This window comes from Methylobacterium sp. 092160098-2, from assembly GCF_028920805.1.
Lineage (GTDB): Bacteria > Pseudomonadota > Alphaproteobacteria > Rhizobiales > Beijerinckiaceae > Methylobacterium > Methylobacterium fujisawaense.
Genome location: NZ_JAQPZJ010000001.1, coordinates 370615 through 387050 on the forward strand (window position 1 = coordinate 370615; position 16436 = coordinate 387050).

At 70.8% G+C, this 16436-nt stretch carries 14 protein-coding genes; 5 read left to right on the forward strand and 9 right to left on the reverse strand.

Annotation, left to right across the window (positions count from 1 at the left end):
• Nucleotides 1-248 precede the first annotated feature (248 nt).
• Together PQI07_RS01720 and PQI07_RS01725 are read right to left on the reverse strand one after the other, a co-directional pair.
• A complete protein-coding gene (locus PQI07_RS01720; RefSeq protein ID WP_050735148.1) occupies nt 249-917 on the reverse strand; it encodes a uracil-DNA glycosylase in 669 nt (222 codons plus the stop codon).
• Nucleotides 914-2065 (reverse strand): nucleoside triphosphate pyrophosphohydrolase family protein, encoded by a 1152-nt coding sequence (locus PQI07_RS01725; protein ID WP_050735147.1) that lies wholly within the window; start codon nt 2063-2065, stop codon nt 914-916. Before PQI07_RS01725 ends, PQI07_RS01720 begins: the two co-directional genes overlap by 4 nt.
• A gap of 206 nt (nt 2066-2271) precedes the next feature.
• On the opposite strand from PQI07_RS01725, the gene PQI07_RS01730 reads away from it, so the two are divergent.
• Together PQI07_RS01730 and PQI07_RS01735 are read left to right on the forward strand one after the other, a co-directional pair.
• Nucleotides 2272-2799, forward strand: a complete 528-nt coding sequence (locus PQI07_RS01730) for a hypothetical protein (protein WP_050735146.1) — start codon at nt 2272-2274, stop codon at nt 2797-2799.
• Nucleotides 2800-2806: 7 nt separating this feature from the next.
• Nucleotides 2807-3400 carry an Nmad2 family putative nucleotide modification protein gene (locus PQI07_RS01735; RefSeq protein WP_050735145.1) on the forward strand — a complete coding sequence of 198 codons (594 nt, stop codon included), beginning with the start codon at nt 2807-2809 and terminating at the stop codon, nt 3398-3400.
• A 603-nt stretch (nt 3401-4003) separates the two neighbouring features.
• Here the strand turns inward: PQI07_RS01735 and PQI07_RS01740 are convergent.
• From PQI07_RS01740 to PQI07_RS01750, 3 genes are all read right to left on the reverse strand, one after another.
• Nucleotides 4004-7297: an efflux RND transporter permease subunit gene (locus PQI07_RS01740; protein WP_050735144.1), complete on the reverse strand. Its 3294-nt coding sequence runs from the start codon at nt 7295-7297 to the stop codon at nt 4004-4006.
• Nucleotides 7298-7300: 3 nt separating this feature from the next.
• Nucleotides 7301-8530 carry an efflux RND transporter periplasmic adaptor subunit gene (locus PQI07_RS01745; protein ID WP_050735161.1) on the reverse strand — a complete coding sequence of 410 codons (1230 nt, stop codon included), beginning with the start codon at nt 8528-8530 and terminating at the stop codon, nt 7301-7303.
• Nucleotides 8531-8600: 70 nt separating this feature from the next.
• Nucleotides 8601-8912 carry a hypothetical protein gene (locus PQI07_RS01750; protein WP_050735143.1) on the reverse strand — a complete coding sequence of 104 codons (312 nt, stop codon included), beginning with the start codon at nt 8910-8912 and terminating at the stop codon, nt 8601-8603.
• A gap of 107 nt (nt 8913-9019) precedes the next feature.
• On the opposite strand from PQI07_RS01750, the gene PQI07_RS01755 reads away from it, so the two are divergent.
• Nucleotides 9020-9292, forward strand: coding sequence for a metal-sensing transcriptional repressor (locus tag PQI07_RS01755; protein WP_050735142.1), 273 nt, complete (start codon nt 9020-9022; stop codon nt 9290-9292).
• Nucleotides 9293-9300: 8 nt separating this feature from the next.
• On the forward strand, nt 9301-10635 hold the full coding sequence (locus tag PQI07_RS01760; RefSeq protein WP_050735160.1) for an MFS transporter: 1335 nt from the start codon (nt 9301-9303) through the stop codon (nt 10633-10635).
• 299 nt (nt 10636-10934) lie between these two features.
• Here PQI07_RS01760 and PQI07_RS01765 read toward each other — a convergent pair whose 3' ends face one another.
• Together PQI07_RS01765 and PQI07_RS01770 are read right to left on the reverse strand one after the other, a co-directional pair.
• Nucleotides 10935-12059, reverse strand: coding sequence for a nickel/cobalt efflux transporter (locus tag PQI07_RS01765; protein WP_050735141.1), 1125 nt, complete (start codon nt 12057-12059; stop codon nt 10935-10937).
• 13 nt (nt 12060-12072) lie between these two features.
• Entirely contained in the window at nt 12073-12351 is a 279-nt protein-coding gene (locus PQI07_RS01770; RefSeq protein ID WP_050735140.1) for a metal/formaldehyde-sensitive transcriptional repressor, read from the reverse strand.
• A gap of 87 nt (nt 12352-12438) precedes the next feature.
• Between PQI07_RS01770 and PQI07_RS01775 the strand changes: the two genes are divergently transcribed.
• Nucleotides 12439-12654, forward strand: coding sequence for a DUF1289 domain-containing protein (locus PQI07_RS01775; RefSeq protein WP_050735139.1), 216 nt, complete (start codon nt 12439-12441; stop codon nt 12652-12654).
• Between the two features lie 784 nt (nt 12655-13438).
• Here PQI07_RS01775 and PQI07_RS01780 read toward each other — a convergent pair.
• Together PQI07_RS01780 and PQI07_RS01785 are read right to left on the reverse strand one after the other, a co-directional pair.
• Nucleotides 13439-15298, reverse strand: coding sequence for a TniQ family protein (locus tag PQI07_RS01780; protein ID WP_050735138.1), 1860 nt, complete (start codon nt 15296-15298; stop codon nt 13439-13441).
• 10 nt (nt 15299-15308) lie between these two features.
• Nucleotides 15309-16436: an ATP-binding protein gene (locus tag PQI07_RS01785; RefSeq protein WP_050735137.1), complete on the reverse strand. Its 1128-nt coding sequence runs from the start codon at nt 16434-16436 to the stop codon at nt 15309-15311.

Below are 16436 nucleotides of genomic sequence, written 5' to 3' on the forward strand. Positions count from 1 at the left end.
GCCAAGGCGATAGACCGGAGGCACGCCTAAGGTAAAGCAAGGTGATCCGGCTTCCCGTTGCCCGCCCCGAGGGTTCACCGGTGCGTCGCACCCTGGAAGTCTCGCCGGCATAGGTGCGCGTGGCCGCCGGGGCGATGGGAAGGTTCGAGGCGTCTCATCCCGGGCCAGCATACGAACACGTGCTGGTGCGTCATGCCTGACTTGGAGGCCCGCCAGACCAACGTCGGGAAGATCCGGCTGCGGTTTCCTTACGGCAGCGTGAGTTGCACCGCGTGCGGAGCTTTGGCGGGTAGGCCGTACAACTCGCCCATCCGAGCGACGAACTCGGTCTGACCTCCGTAGCTGGGATGCCGGACCCGCTCGGCCGCCATACCCAAGTCCGCCAACGCCGCCTCGGCATCCCTCCCGATGGCGACCAGGACCCGGGGCCGCAATTCCGACACCAGCCATTCGAGGAGGTGGCGGGACGCCTGCCGTTCCCGACGGGTGTGGCAGCGATTGGACAGCGGGTCGCCCGACGCGTGCGGATGGAGCGGGAAGACGTTCCAGAGGAAGATCGGACGTCGCAGGTCCCGGAGAACCTGCCAGATCACCGTCGCCGTGCGCTCGGTCATCGCGGGGCCGCGGGTTGCCCGCGCCAGCGGCAATTGACCGTAGAGGCCGGCATGGGCGGAGAGGTGGGCCTCGTCCGTGAGCGCCAGGCCCGTGCGCCGCCCGCCACGGTACCCGAGGTCGCGCGCGATCCAGATCGAGTCGACGCCTCCGGCGAGGGCCGCCTCCAGCACGAGGCGCAGGTTCTCACGCCGGACCTGGGGCGCACCGACGCCGTCGTGGTCCGGGCAGGCCTCGGCGTAGGGGTTGAAGGTGTCGCTGAAGCGAAGCGCCGCGAGGGCCTCGATGAAGGCGCCAGGTGTCATGTCGGCAGGTCCTCGACCAGCATCTTCCGCCCGACCAGATCGAGCCGAAGGCGCCCGCGGCGCTTCTCCCGCAAGAAACGAAACGCTTCGTTACCGGCGAGGATGGCCTCTTCCCAAAGCCAGAGCGGGCAGGCCTCGACCTCGTAGCCGCGCACGAATTGCCTCACCGATTTCAGGAAGGCGAAGCCCAGGTCGCCCGGGCGCTGTCCTTCGAAGAAGCCGAGCTGCTTCGCCTCACCGAAGACGAACGTCGCCACGCCCTCCTCGATCAGGATCGCGCGCGCTCCGTCCTGCCCCTCGTCGACGCGGGCCTCGCTTTTCCTCTTCAGGCGGAACAGCGCGCGCGTCACCGGCGACCAGCCGAGGACGGCGGCGTAGGCATAGTGGAAGGCGTCGTGGAACCGGTAATCGTCCGGCTTCATGATGTTGTCGGTCAGGCGGTCGCCGATGAAGATGCCGTTGCATCGCTGCACGACGTACCGCCTGTCGTTCCCGCCGGTGCGCTCGAAGATGTCGATGGTCAACGCGCGGGGTAGGCGCTCTTCGTCCGGGAACGCCTCGTCGAACAGCGGCGGGGCGACGCGCGTCGCCGGCCAACGGTCCTCGGCCTTCGCGAGGTTGCGCATGGCGGCCTGCTCCAGGGTGACGCCGGCCTCGTTCGCGGCCGCGACGAGAAGGCCGAACACTGCGGAGAGACGCTCCAGGAGGTCCGGGCTTCCCGCGAGGTCGCCCCGCGCCCCCAGCGCGGCCAGCCGGCCGACGGCCCCGGCCAGCTGTAGCAGGGTGTGCTCGAAGGCGACGGTCGGGACGTGCAAAGGCAAGGCACGCTGCGGCTGCACGTCCGCGAAGGTCGGCTCGGGTCCCCCGGCGAGGTCCCGGCCGGCGAGATCCCCCAAGCGCAGCCCGGCGTGATCGGCGATCACCGCCAGGTACCAGAGCGCGTCGCCCATCTCCTCGACGACGCTCGCCTCGTAGCCGAGATAGGACCGCGCGTCGCGCTGCTTCTTCTTGGTCTCGCTCAGCAGGCTGCCCGTCTCGCCGAAGAGGCCGAGCACGGCCAGGTCGAGGCCGGTGCCCTTCCCTCGCGTCCGGTCCGTCCGGACCGCCCCGGCTTGATAACCGTTCAGGCTAAGCGGCGCCGTATCCATGTCCCCTCCCCGCTCCAGGTTGGCCTATCCTCAGGTTGCCATCGTCGGACCTTTCCGGCGCTCAGTCCAGGGTGCCGGTGCCCACCCGCGCCGCCGCGGACGGACCCTTGCCATACCGACCGCGGCTGACCACCTAAGCTTTACTGAGCCAGGCTCCCGGGCGTAATGCGCGACGGAAGGACCTGGGCACCGGGGAGAAGCCGCACATGCCGAAGGTTTGCGTGCTCGGTCCTGTCGACGACGAGGAACGCACGGCCCTGCTCAAGCTCTTGGCCGAGGCGGGCTGCGATGTCGTGGACGAGGAGGTCGCCGCCGTCGAGCCCGGCGAAGGGGAGGACGACGAGGGGGAAGACGGCGAGCACGTCGAGGATCCCGTTGCGCCGGAAGACGACGAGCCCGCACCCGCGGATGACGAGGCCCCCGCCGGTCACGCCGAGACGCCGGACGAGGACTTGGGGGTGATCGTGCTGTCTCCCGATTGCCTCGCGGACGAGGAGCTGGGGCGCGTGATGCAGCGGGCCGCCGCCCAGGGTCGTCGCGTGATCGGGATCTGGCCTCCTGGAACCCAGGACGAGACGCTGCCGCGCGCGTTCGAGGATTACGGCGGGGATACCGTCCCCTGGGATGCGGGCAGCCTGCGGGGCGCCCTACCGCGGAGGAACGCGAAGCCCGAGTGGTTGAAGCCCGACGCCCAGCCGCGGGCGGAGCGCCAGACCAAGCGGAACAAGTGCTGAGGCCGGCGTGCGCGTCCACTCCTACGTGATCGACCACGACCTCGGGTTCGCGCCCAATCCGTTCCACCGGGTGTGCACGCTGAGCGCGTGCAAACCGCTGATCCGGCAGCACGCGAGCGTCGGGGACTTCGTGGTCGGGACCGGCTCGATCCCGAACGGGATCAAGGACCGTGTCGTCTACTGGATGCGGGTCGACGAGATCCTCACCTTCGACCGGTACTGGGACGACGCTCGCTTCGGCGCCAAGCGACCGGTGATGTCCGGCAGCCGCATGCAGATCTACGGCGACAACATCTATCGCCGCTCGGCCGACGGCACCTTCGTCCAGGCCGATTCCTTCCATAGCGAGCCCGGGGGCGTCACCAGCCTGCCGAACCTGGTGCGCGACACCGGTCGGACGGACCGGGTGCTTCTCGGGCGCGAATACGCCTACTGGGGCGGTTCGGGCCCGCTGGTCCCCCAGGAACTGAGCGATCTCGTGCACAGCACGCAGGGCCATCGAAACCAGTTCACGCCCGAGCGGGTGAGCGCCTTCGTGACATGGCTCCGCGGCATGCCGGGCCGCGGCTTGCTGGGTCGGCCGGCGAACTGGCCAGCCTGAGAGCCGAGCGCCCCGGCGGCCCCACCGCCGGCGAACCCGGCCACGAGGCCATGGGCGTGACCCGCTACGAGGTGGCCTCGCCCCGGTCCTTCGGCGACATCGACGCCGCGCGCCGGCTGCCCCCGACGGGCGGCTAGGAAGGCGGCGCTTGCCGGAATGAGCCTGGCTCAGAAGCCTCTACCGCCGACTTGTCCCGTGCGATGCCAAGGGGCTTTCGAGTAGGGGTGACGGGCGGCGACCTTTCATCCGAGCCGGTCGGAAGTCCGGGCGGACAGCCGCTCGTGGCCATGGATCTGGCCTCGATCCGTCGAGCCACGGTGGCGGGACGCGAGCCGAGACCAGGCGTTCCCAAAGGCGTTGAATGGCGGCGGCACACATCGGGTTACGTCGTCCCGCCGCGTGCGCGCCGTCTCACTCGGTCCGTGGCAACCTCGGTGATGCCGATCCTTGCGCGCGGCTGCGCAGGACACGCTCTCAAGAAAGCTTGTCCCGTTTGCAGCACCGCGACAGCGGCGCTCTCAACACAGCTTGTCCCGATTTGCCCGGAACCTTGTCCCGCCGCGATGCGGACGCCCCGATCCGACCGCTCGCGGGGCCGTCCGGCTAAGGTGTTCGTGGGTCGGCCCACGCCACGACATGGCCTCGTGGAGCGGACGGGAGGGACGCCTTGGCCTTGCCGAACCGGACGTAGAGCGCCGGAAGGACCAGCAGCGTCAGGACGGTCGCGCTGGCCAAGCCGCCGATGACGACGGTCGCCAGCGGCCGCTGCACCTCCGCACCTGTGCCCGTCGCCAAAGCCATCGGCACGAAGCCCAGGGCGGCGACCAAGGCCGTCATAGCCACCGGCCGCAGCCGGGTCAGGGCGCCCTCGCGGACGGCATCCGGAATCGCCGTCCCCTCCGCCACGAGCGCGCGGATGTGGTTCAGCAGCACCAAGCCGTTCAGGACCGCGACGCCCGAGAGCGCGATGAACCCGACCGCGGCCGAGACCGAGAAGGGCATGTCGCGCAGCCACAGGGCCGCAACGCCGCCGGTCAGGGCCATCGGCACGGCGCTGAACACGATCAGCGCGTCGCGCCCGGACCCTAGCGCCCCGAGGAGCAGGAGGAAGATCAGCGCGAAGCAGGCCGGCACGACCGCCGCCAAGCGCTGGCGAGCGGCCGTCAGGTTCTCGAACTGCCCGCCCCACTTCACCTCGTAACCGGGCGGCAGCCGCACCTCGGCGGCGATGCGCGCCTGCGCCTCGGCCACCAGCGAGCCGATGTCGCGCCCGCGCACGTTCGCGGTGACCACGACGCGGCGGCGGCCGTTCTCGCGGCTCACCTGGTTCGGCCCCTCGCCCAAGGCGAACGAGGCGAGCTGCCGCAGCGGCACGCTCGTACCGCCGGCCGGCCCGGGAGCGGCCGGGACCCCGGTGCCCGTCCGCGCGGGCGCGGCCTGCGAGGGCGGTAGCGGCACCGGCAGGTTCCTCAACGCCTCGACGTCGCCCCGGGCGTCGTCGGCCAACCGGACCACGATGGCGAAGCGACGGTCGCCCTCGAACACCAGCCCGGCGTCCTTGCCGCCGACCGCCGTGCCGATGACGTCCTGCACGTCCGCCATGCTCAAGCCGCGCCGGGCGATCTCGCGCCGGTCGACCTTGATCTCCAGGAACGGCAGCCCGACCGCCTCCTCGACCTTCACGTCGGCGGCGCCCTCCAGGCTGCGCAGGATGCCGGCGATCTTGCGGGCGCCGTCGACCATCGGGCCGAACTCCTCGCCGAACACCTTCACCGCGAGGTCGTCGCGAACGCCCGCGATCAGCTCGTTGAAGCGCATCTGGATGGGCTGCGAGAACCCGAGCAGCGTGCCCGGGATCAGCTTCGCCTCGGCGTCCATGCGGGCGATCAACGATTCCTTCGCCTCGGACGGGTCCGGCCACTCCGCTTGGGGCCTCAGGATCAGGTAGGTGTCACAGGCGTTCGGCGGCATCGGGTCGGCGGCGATGTCGGGCGTGCCGCAGCGCGAGTAGACGAAGGCCACCTCCGGGAACTTGCTCATGGCGTCCTCGACGCCGAGCTGCATGGCCTGCGACTGCGAGATAGCCGTCGAGGGGATGCGCCGCGCCTCCATGACGATGTTCTTCTCGTCGAGCGTCGGGGTGAACTCCTGGCCGAGCCGCGTCGCCAGGGCCCCGGCCAGCCCGAGGACGACCACCGCGCCGCCTATGAAAGCCAAGGGCGTCCGGACCGCCCCGCCCAGCACCGGTCGATAGGCCGCCTTCAGTCCTCGGATCAGCAGGTTGTCGCCCTCGCCGACCCGCCCGGTGATGAAGGTCGCGACCATCGCCGGGACGAAGGTCAGGGACAGCACGAAGGCCGCCACGAGCGCGATCAGCACCGTCAGCGCCATGGGTGCGAAGGTCTTGCCCTCCACGCCGGTGAACGTCAGCAGCGGCACGTAGACCAGGATGATGATGGCCTGCCCGTAGACGCTCGGCTTGATCATCTCCTCGGCCGAGACGCGCACGGTCTCCAGCCGCTCGTCGAGGCTCAGCGTCCGTCCCAGCGCGTGCTGGCGCTCGGCCAGGTGGCGCAGGCTGTTCTCGGCGATGATGACCGCGCCGTCGACGATGAGCCCGAAGTCGAGCGCGCCGAGGCTCATCAGGTTGGCGCTGATGCGGCCCGCAAGCATGCCGGTCGCCGTCAGCATCATGGCGACGGGGATGACCAGGGCCGTGATGATCGCCGCCCGGATGTTGCCGAGCGCCAGGAACAGCACCGCGACGACCAGCAGCGCACCCTCGGCCAGGTTCCTGGACACCGTCCGGATCGTGGCGTCGACGAGGTCGGTCCGGCTGAGCAGCGTCCGGGCCTGGATGCCCGGCGGGAGAAGCTTGTTGATCTCCTTGATCTTGGCGTCCGCGGCCGCCGAGACGGTTCGGCTGTTCTCGCCGATGAGCATGAGGGCGGTGCCCAGCACGACCTCGCGGCCGTTCTCGCTGGCCGAGCCGGTCCGGAGCTCGCGGCCGATCCCGACCTCGGCGACGTCCCTCACCAGGATCGGTATCCCGGCCCGGGTCGCCACGACGACATCGCGGATCTGGTCGACGTTCTCGATCAGCCCTCCGGCCCGGACGACATAGCCCTCGCCGTTGCGCTCGACGTAGTTGGCGCCTCGGGTCACGTTGTTGGCTCCGATGGCCCGGGTCAGGTCGGCGAAGCCCAGGCCGTAGCCGACGAGCTTCATCGGGTCGGGCTTGACCTGGTACTCCTTGACGAAGCCGCCGATGGCATCGGCACCGGCCACGCCCGGCACGCTCTTCATCTGTGGCCGGATGATCCAATCCTGGACCGTGCGCAGGTAGACCGTGCGCTCGAAGTCGGACCTCAGCCGCTCGCCCTCGGGCGTCAGGTAGCTGCCGTCCGACTGCCAGCCCGGCAGGCCATCGCGGACCGGGGCGCCGTCGCCGGCGGCCTGGTACTCGACCGCCCACCAGTAAATCTCGCCGAGGCCGGTCGAGATCGGCCCGAGCCTGACCTCGACCCCGGGTGGCAGGGTGTTGCGCACCTCGCCCAGGCGCTCGTTCACCTGTTGCCTGGCGAAGTAGACGTCGACCTTGTCGCTGAACACGGCCGTGAGCTGGGCGAAGCCGTTGCGCGAGAAGGAGCGCAAGCTCTCCAGGCCCGGCGTGCCGGCGAGCGCCCGCTCGACCAGGACCGTGACCTGCTTCTCGATCTCGACCGGCGTCAGCGCCGGCGCGATGGCGTTGACCTGGACCTGGTTGTTGGTGACGTCCGGCACCGCGTCGATTGGCAGCCGCGCGAGCGACCAGGCCCCGAAGGCGGTGGCGATGAGCGTCACCAGGATGACCGCGTAGCGGTTGGCGACGGAGAAGGCGAGGATCGGGCGGATCACGGTTCAGTCCTCCGCCGCGGCCTTGCCGAGCTCGGACTTCAGCGTGAAGGTGTTGGCCACCGCCACGGCCTCGCCGGGCTCCAGCCCCTCCGTCACCTCCACGGCGGCGTCGTCCGACCGCCCGAGCTTCACCGGCCTAGCCTCGAAGCCCGCGGCCACCCGCACGAAGACGTTCGGTCTGCCCTCCAAGGTCTGGATGGCCGAGGCCGGGATGAGCACCCGCACCGGCTTGTCGGAGATCACGATCTCGGCACCCACGAAAGACCCGGGCCGCCAGGTCTCGTCCGGGTTGGCCAGTTCCGCGACGACCCGCGCCGCGCGCGTGGCCTGGTCGAGGACGGGCACGATGATGACGATGCGACCGCGCGCGGCCTCGCCGGTCGCCTCGGCCCGCACGGCCACCGCCTGGCCCTCGCGGACCAGCGGCAGGTCGCCGGGGCTCACCGCGAGATCGACCCAGACCGTCGACAGGTCTACGACGCTGTAGAGCTCGGTCTCCAGGTTGTCCCGGCCGACGGCCGCCCCGAGGTCGACGCGCCGCTCCACGACCTTGCCACCGAGCGGCGAGCGGATCTCCTGGCGCTCGAACTGCGCCTCCGGCTGGTTCGGCAACGCCTGGATCTCGGCTTGGCTGAGGCCGAGGAAGGTCAGCTTGCGGCGGGCCGCGTCCTCCTTGACCTTCAGGTCCTGGTAGCTCGCCTGCGAGCGCAGGTACTGCTGCTCGGACGAGATGCGCCTGTCCCAGAGCTCCTTGTCGCGCTCGTAGAGCGTCTTCTGCAGGGCGGCCGACACGCGTGCCGCCAAGTATTCTCCCTTGGCGTCGGCGATCTCGCGGCTGTCGAGGAGCGCCACGACCTCGCCCTTGGCGACCTTGTCGCCGAGCCCCTTGCGCAGCTCCACCACCGTGCCGGTGGTCTTCACCGCGATGCGGGCGGTCAGGTTGGCGTTCGGGACGATGGTGCCCGGCACGTGCAGGTGGCGCGAGAGGTTCCCGCCACCGACCCCGTCCGTGCGGATGCCGGCTTTGCCGACTTGGTCGTCCGTCAGCTTGACGAGGCCGGATCTCTCCGGCTCCGGACCGGCCGCCGCGTGCGGTTCGGGCTTGGCAGGCGCGGCGGCCCCCCTGGCGCCCGCCAGCATGGTGCGGACCGCATCGGGAGCGCCGGGCCACCAGGTCGCGATCAGGACGCCGCCGGCGAGGGCCAGCAGAACGGGGATGAGACGTCTGGACATGTCGGTGCCATGGACGGGCGGCCGCACGCGCACGGCGCCGTCGTTCGAGGATGGGAAGTGGCGGAAAGCCTCAGGCCCTCGGAGGCTCGAACGGTCCCTGCGCCCCGCCCCCGGCTCGGAAGACGTCGTCCAGGCGGGCGAACGACCGCGCCGCCGACGTGGCCACGCTCGCGGGAGCCTTGGCGGCGACGGGCATCACGCCCTGCGCGTGCGATTGCGCGTGGTGGACCAGGTCATCGGCATCCTGGTGGGCCTTGGCGTGGTCCTGTCCCGCCACCGGCGGCATGGCGAGCGCGACGGGACCGGAGGCCGCGTGCCGGGCCTCGGCGAGCAACGGCATCACCGTCACGCCCGCCAGGAGCAACGCGACGGCCACCGTCATGAGACGCCGTCCGAATGACACCCGACACCCTCTTCCCGGCGAGCGCCGTCCATCCCGGCGCGTCGAACACCCTTCCCTTATCCCCTCCGGGGGGATAGCATGTCAACATGGATCACGTTCACGCCTCCCACCCGGAGATCATCAAGCGGCTGAGGCGCGCCCACGGCCATCTCGCCGGCGTCATCGCGATGATCGAGGAGGGCCGCCCCTGCGTGGACCTCGCCCAGCAGTTGCAGGCGGTCGAGAGCGCCATCGCCAACGCGAAGCGCACGCTGATCGAGGACCACATGGAGCACTGCATCGGCGACGGCGTCGCGGACGGCGGCAAGTCCGCCAAAGCGGCGCTGGCCGAGTTCAAGGCGCTGGCCAAGTACCTGTGAAGGCCCCGTTGCTGAGCGTCCTCGCGAACCGCACCTACCGGCACCTGTTCGCCGCGCAGGTCATCGCCCTGGTCGGCACCGGCCTGCTGACGGTGGCCCTCGGCCTGCTCGCCTACCGGTTGGCCGGGGCAGAGGCCGGGGCGGTGCTGGGCACGGCGCTCGCCATCAAGATGGTGGCCTACGTGCTGGTGGCGCCCATCGCGAACGCCTTCACCGGGCAGTTGCCCCGCCGCGCTTTCCTGGTTGCGACCGACCTCGTCCGGGCCGGCGTCGCCCTGATCCTGCCCTTCGTCGACCAGGTCTGGCAGGTCTACCTACTGGTGTTCGTGCTGCAAGCCTGCTCGGCGGCCTTCACGCCGACCTTCCAGGCGACCATCCCGGACATCCTCCCGGACGAGCGTGACTACACCCGGGCGCTGTCGCTCTCGCGCCTCGCCTACGACCTGGAGAACCTGCTCAGTCCGACACTGGCCGCCTTGCTGCTGACGGTCATCGACTTCCACTGGCTGTTCGGCGGCACGGTCGTCGGATTCCTGTGTTCGGCCGCCCTGGTCGTCTCGGTGGCGCTCCCGTCCCCGACGCCGCCCGAGCGCCAAGCGGGGGTGTACGAGCGCACCATGCGGGGGCTGCGGATCTACCTCGCCACGCCGCGGCTGCGCGGGCTTCTCGCCCTGAACCTCGCGGTGGCGGCGGCCGGCTCCATGGTCATCGTCAACACGGTGGTGATCGTGCAGGCCCTCCTGCAACGGCCCCAGAACGACGTCGCGGTGGCGCTCGGGCTGTTCGGGGGCGGCTCGATGCTGGCGGCTCTGCTGCTGCCGCGGGTGCTCGACCGGCTGCCCGACCGCACGGTCATGCTCCCGGCGGCGGCGTTCCTCGGCGTCGTGCTGCTCGGCTTTGCCGCTACGACCTGGGGCGGCGTCATCGGCTGGCCTATGCTGCTGGCCGCCTGGCTGGCGCTCGGGATCGGGTACTCCGCCGCGCAGACCCCGACCGGACGGCTGCTCCGGCGCTCCGCGACGCCCGGCGACCGCCCGGCCGTGTTCGCCGCCCAGTTCGCGCTCTCGCACGTCGCCTGGCTCTTGACCTATCCACTTGCCGGCTGGCTCGGCGCGAAGGCGGGCATGCCGGTCACGCTGGCGGTGCTGGGCGCGCTGACCTTGGTCGCCGTCGCCGCGGCGGCGGCGCTCTGGCCGGCCTCGGACCCGGACGTCGTCGAGCACGCGCACCCCGGCCTCGAATTTGGCCATCCGCACCTGGACGGCGTCGGGACGCGCCGGCATGCCCACGCCTTCGTCATCGACGACCTGCACCAACGCTGGCCCGCGGCCCGGCCGGGATGAACCGACCCGGATGTTCGTCGGGCGCTTCGGTCCCGAGGCCGTGGATGCCACGCGCCGCGGCTCTAACCGAATGGCGAAGGTGCGGGGCTATGCGCCGCCGGAACCCCGCCATGCGGGTCTTCGCAGTGGCAGCCCGGTCAGTCCGTCGACTTGCCCCACGCGTCAGGAGGCTCGACCGGTTCGCTCCGAGCGGGCAGCCGCGTCCATCTCGGCCACATCCGCCGATGCACCGGCGCTTCGACGGCTGTGGGCTTTCGCGGCGAGGACCGGCGGGGCGACCAAGCCCGCCGGGACCGCGCTTACGATGGGCTGATCGATGGGTCGATCCCGACCGCGTGCGCCGCGGGGTCGGGATGGATGCCCTGCCAGCCAAGCCAGCCGGTGTAGAGGCCGACGAGCACGATCAGGGCTGCCGAGGCGTAGGGCGCCCGACGGGCGAAGGCACCGAACCCGGACCACCGCGACGCGACGTGCTTGACGCTGAGGGCGGCCAGCACCCCGGCCGAGACCATCGTGACCGCGAGGCCGATGCTGAAGCAGACGACCAGCGCGAAGCCGAGGCTGAACTGCTTGAGCTGGATGCACAGGAGCAGGACCGTGATGGCGGCCGGGCACGGGATCAGGCCGCCGGTCAGCCCGAACAGCACGATCTGTCCCGTCGTCACCTGACGCCCGGCGAAGCGCCGCCGGATGTCCTCCGCATGCGCTCGGGCATGGGCGTCGTCCTCGTCGCCCAGGTTCATGTGACCGTGGTCGTGATCCTGCTCCTCGAACGCGACCTCGTGGGTTTCCGCACCCGCGGGCCCGTCAAGGCGCAGTCGCGCCGTGAAGGCGTGCGGCTCGGGGATCTCCTCCAGGCTCTCCAGGAAGTCGCCCCCATCGGCGAAGGCGAACGTCTGCCGCCCGCCGTCCGGACGGACCGTCTCGACGGTGACCGCACCCGGCGCGGGCAGCGGACCCGTCCCGGCCCGGAGGCGCCAGCGCGGCGGCACGCCGTCCTCGTACACCTCCAGCGTCAACCGGCCGTCGCCGGTCACGACGTGCCGGTGCTCGCCATGGTGATGATGGTGACCGTGGTGCTGCTCGCGCCAGGTCCGCCACGCCATCCAGAGCGCGATGCCGACGATGAGCACCGCCGACGCCAGCTGGAAATACGGCTCGGCCGTGTCGCCACCCCATTCCTGGCCGAGATACTGTCCGCCCAGCGCGATCACCCAGACGACCGCGGTGTGCGAGAGCGTCGCCGCCAGCCCGAGCAGGACCGCCTGCGTGACCGTGCCCCGGACCGCGATGATGAAGGCGGCCATCATCGTCTTCGAATGGCCGGGCTCCAGGCCGTGCAGGGCGCCGAGCAGGATGGCGCTCGGCACGAACAGCCAGGCATGCGCGGTCCCCTGCTGCAGCAGGTCGGCGAACGGGGTCATGGGGCGGCTCTCGTCATTTGAGGTAGGTCCGCACCACCTCGATCAGCTCGGCGGCGCCCCGGGCGCGCTCGGCGTCCGGCTCGGCGTCCGGGTTCACGACGTGGTGGCGGATGTGGTCTTCCATCAGCTCGGCGGTCAGCCCGTTGATGGCCCCGCGCATCGAGGCGACCAGCATCAGCACGTCGGCGCAGCCGTGCTCGGCCTCCAGGGCCCGCTCGACCGCCTCCGCCTGTCCCTTGATCCGGCGCACCCGCGCCAGCAGCTTGGTCCTGTCCTTGATCGTGTGAGCCATGAATGGCGTCCTCGTCCTCGCAATACATAGGGGGGTACCCTATCTGTGTCCAGCGACCGATGCGTCGCGTGGCGGGGAGGCCCTAGCATGAGGAAGGACGACCCCTGCATCGGGGTTTGCCAGTGGGATGGGCGGACCGGCTGGTGCCTCGGTTGCGGCCGCACGGTCCCGGAAATACGCGCGTGGCGGAAGATGACGCCGTACAGGAAGGCCGCCCTCGCTCGCGAACTGCCGCGGCGCGTTCGGCAGGTCGCCGTCGCGCAGGTCGAAGCCGAGCCCGGCAGGACCCCGAGCCGCTCCTAGATCGCAGGATCTGCCGGGCGGAACGGCGGCCCCGGTCAGATCGTCCCCGACATGGGTTTCGTCCAGCCGGACGCCCCGTCAAGCCACCCCAGTGTAGCCGAGCCGGAATCGAAAGGCGTCGTGACCGGTGACTGTCACCGCCGCGATTGCGTCCGGCACGTCGGGCGGCATGCGTCGGACGATGCGCTCCATCCCGCAGCAGCAAGCCCGGCGGACGAGGACGGCGAGCCCCGATCCGTTTCCGGCGGTCGCGGTCGCCGTCTTTTTGCGCCGGGACACGCCGGGCCAGACCACGAGGCTGACCAGCCCCGCCGCTGCCGATGCCCGAGGCGCGAACCGAGCCCGCCGGCGTCGATGGGCAGGTGAAAGCCTGACCGCGAGGGTGGACGTCGGCACCGTCTCGGCCTCGCAGGCCGGCGGTGATCTCATAAGCGCGTTGGAGGCCGAACCCGAGCGGCGGCAGGACGGAGATCCGATCCAGCCAATGCCGGGCGATCCGGCAGGTCGCCGCCTGCAGCGCCGCCAGCGCCGCCAGCACCGCGACGCCGGTCGCACCGAGGACGGATCCGAGCGCGAGGCCGCGCCAGCCGAACCGGTGGGCCGCCGCCGCGATCACGGTCGCGGCGATGATCCGATCTGTTCACGTCCCCTGGAAGGCGACGGGGTCCCCGAACCAAGACGACGTCACATCCTTCCTCGGTCGACGCCCCGCGCAGATCCTCATCGCCCCGCTCATGGCTTTGCGCCGACGGCGCTCGCGCGGCACGGCGGTCCCGGCGTGCTCCTAGGGTCGCGGCGTGTGGGTCCTTGCGATGCGGCGCCGAAGGTCCGTCGGGACATCCATCCGGCGCCATACCGTCGTGGTCTTTCGGCCCGTGATCGCGAAGGCTGGCCTGACGCCGGCCCGATCCAAGGCTTCCCGCACCCACCGCGCGCCGGATCCCATCTCCCTGGCGAGCGCACCCGTGGTGGCGTACTCGGCCTCGTAAGCCGCGAGCGCATCGTCCCGCACCAGGATCTCCCCGCACGGCATTGCTGTCCCCGCCATGAGGCCTGCCCGGACGATCAGGCCGACGCTGTCCGTCGGGACCGTGAGCCGCCGGCCGACCTCTTCGAGGGTGAGACCCCCACCTTCGCGCGAACGCCGCGCGACCCTGATGTCCTCCGGGTCGACCAGGAAGCCCGCGAGGCCGGGTACGTCCCGCAGGACCGCCCTGACCCGAAGCTGGCCGGCCAGGATCATGTCGCAGGTGCCGCGCACGCCGTCGACCTTGCCGTGCTGGCTGGCTCGCGCGAGCGGAAGGAGGCCGGCGGGCATGGCCCCGACGGTCGGCGCCGAACCACGGATCCGGGATAGCACGGCGGCCACGGCATCCCGGTCGAAGACGTCGGCCTTGATGCCGGCGCGCGCGTGGATCTCGGCGGGCGGAACGATCCGCGCCGCGACCAACATCCGCGTCTGGCGCTTCGCCAGCCCGAGCGCCGCCGGCAGATCCTCCGCGCGGAGCGCGCGGTCGAGGATCGCCCGGATCTGGGCGGCGGTCTCGCGGGCGATGCCGATGGGCGTACCCCTCCTCGTCCGTTGCGGCCAGGCGCCCAGGGCCTTGACGTAGCCGGCGATGAACTCCGGCCTTCGGCCGCATTCCGCGGCGATGTCGGCGAGGCTGACCAACGGGACGTCGGCATGCCGGATCACCACCGAGGTCTTGTGAACCGGGCCCCGACCGGCGTGATGCGCGTATAGGGCCGCCCGAACCGCATCCCCGCTCGCTCCCGCCGGCAGCCGCTTCGCCCAGAGATACAGGTAGCCATAGACCTGTTCGGCCCCCCAGGCGCCGAGGCCGACATGGTCGGCTCTGGCCATCCCGTCGAGCAGGGCGTCGAAGGCGTGCGGCCAGTCCCGGGCGGCGGCGAGACCGGCCGAGAACACCTCCGGATGGCGCTCCGCCGGAAACTTCGAGAGGGCCCCGTCGGCGCCCCCGAGCAGGGCGACGCCGAACCGCTCCATGGCGTCGCAGGCCTCGGCGAGCGTCAGGCCGTCGAGGAGGGGCACGCTGGTCCGGGCCATGCCGCCGAGGCGGCCGACCACGTAGGCGTCCGCCAGCGTCGTCGCGGGCGGGACCCTGGCGCCGTCGCAGGCGAGAAGGGAATGGCCGTTCCTGCAACGGGTCAGTGAGCCGGCTTCCCAGGTGACGCCCGTCCGGCAAATCGGGCAGGACCCCTCCAGGCGGACATGATGGAGGGGACAGGTGCCGACGGCGGCCACGTCCCACCAGAAGCGCCGGTGGATGTTCCAGTGCGCGTGTCGTCCCGACGGCGTCCTGCGAAGGTCGTCCTGCCAACAGCAGGGGCACCACCGCCGCACGTTCGTCGTCCAATCGTCCCGGTGGACCACCTCGTCCGCGATCACGACCTTTTTCTTGGTGATCTCGGTGGGCGTCCAACCCCGGAACGCGTCCTCGCCACGGCCGAGCCGATCCGCGAGGGGGCCGGCGGCGCGGCCCTGCAGGATGTCGCTCATGGAATGGCCCGCGGTCCTGAGGCGTTCGCGGCTCCACGGCTCGCCGTTGACGTCGAAGGCGCGCAGCAGGTGCGCCGCGGCGGATTCCCCGTCGATGACGGGCGGGATGATGGTCAGCCGCATCGGTTTCCCCCTACGCGTCGTCGGCTTGCGTCTCGACCCCGGCCTCGGCGGTCCCCGTCAGGCGCGTGAGCCTCTCGAACTCGATCTCCTTCATCTTCGGCAGGGTCGAGATGTCGACCACCAGGAACGGGTTCCTGCGCGGACCGAGCTCGAAGATCTCCTCGAAGACGAAGCCGAGGTGGTCGACCTGCCCGATGCTCGGCTTGCCCGACTGGATGGCGCGGAAGGCCGCCTTCTTGACGAGGTGCATCATGCGACCGGTGTAGCCGTTCGAAGCCTTGAGCATGCGCTGAACCATGTCGTGCTCCGACAGGCCGCACGCGGCCGGGAAGCCGAGCCTTGCCTCGACCAGCGACAGGAATTTCGTGGCCTTCTTCACGCAGGCTTCCGAGTGACCCAGCGGCTTGATCGGCTTGAAGACGCAGCGCCGGAGGAGCTGGAAATCCTCCTTCAGCACCTTCTTGAGCCAGGGCATGCCCGAGAGCACGAGGGAGACGGGGCGCAACTCCGCACCGGGCGGCCGAAGCGGATCGTCCGGATCCGGGATGACGAGGTTCTTCAGCGTCTCGACCAGGGTGCGCCGCTCGTCACCGGTGCGTCCGCGGAAGGCATGGTGGAATTCGTCGATCATGATGATGGAGACGAGTTGGGCGTGCATCTGGTGGCGCACCCGGGTCCAGATATCGTGCTCCTTCAGGTTGGCGCTGAGCTCCTTCTCCGTCATGGCGAGGTACAGCGCGAGACCCAGCGTCTTCAGCGTGCAGGGGCTCGGCGCCTTGATGTAGACCAGCGGCCGCACGGGGCCGAACTCGTCGCGGAACGGCACGAGCGCCGGGCGGAGCTGCAACCGGGCGAGCAGATGCGACTTCCCGGCCCCGGAAGCGGCCGGGATGACGAGGCACTGACCCTCGACATCGTCGCCGAGGTCCTTGAGCATCTCGTCGAAGCGCGCGACGGTCTTGATCACCACGTCGGTGTTGACGTGGATGGTGTCGACGCGTCGCTTCCAGGCCCGCCGTTCGAGGTCCTGCGGGCTCAAGCGGATCGCGAACCGCTCACGGCGGACCGGGGCGGCCTGGGGGCCGGGAAGGATGGTGACGTCGGGGCGGAAGGTCTCCCCGTCCTGGCTTTGCGGCAT

Bases quoted from the DNA above. Each gene is read 5' to 3' on its own strand.
- PQI07_RS01720 (WP_050735148.1), bottom strand. From the start codon at position 917: ATGACACCTGGCGCCTTCATCGAGGCCCTCGCGGCGCTTCGCTTCAGC.
- PQI07_RS01725 (WP_050735147.1), bottom strand. From the start codon at position 2,065: ATGGATACGGCGCCGCTTAGCCTGAACGGTTATCAAGCCGGGGCGGTC.
- PQI07_RS01730 (WP_050735146.1), top strand. From the start codon at position 2,272: ATGCCGAAGGTTTGCGTGCTCGGTCCTGTCGACGACGAGGAACGCACG.
- PQI07_RS01745 (WP_050735161.1), bottom strand. From the start codon at position 8,530: ATGTCCAGACGTCTCATCCCCGTTCTGCTGGCCCTCGCCGGCGGCGTC.
- PQI07_RS01750 (WP_050735143.1), bottom strand. From the start codon at position 8,912: ATGACGGTGGCCGTCGCGTTGCTCCTGGCGGGCGTGACGGTGATGCCG.
- PQI07_RS01755 (WP_050735142.1), top strand. From the start codon at position 9,020: ATGGATCACGTTCACGCCTCCCACCCGGAGATCATCAAGCGGCTGAGG.
- PQI07_RS01765 (WP_050735141.1), bottom strand. From the start codon at position 12,059: ATGACCCCGTTCGCCGACCTGCTGCAGCAGGGGACCGCGCATGCCTGG.
- PQI07_RS01770 (WP_050735140.1), bottom strand. From the start codon at position 12,351: ATGGCTCACACGATCAAGGACAGGACCAAGCTGCTGGCGCGGGTGCGC.
- PQI07_RS01775 (WP_050735139.1), top strand. From the start codon at position 12,439: ATGAGGAAGGACGACCCCTGCATCGGGGTTTGCCAGTGGGATGGGCGG.
- PQI07_RS01780 (WP_050735138.1), bottom strand. From the start codon at position 15,298: ATGCGGCTGACCATCATCCCGCCCGTCATCGACGGGGAATCCGCCGCG.
- PQI07_RS01785 (WP_050735137.1), bottom strand. From the start codon at position 16,436: ATGCCGCAAAGCCAGGACGGGGAGACCTTCCGCCCCGACGTCACCATC.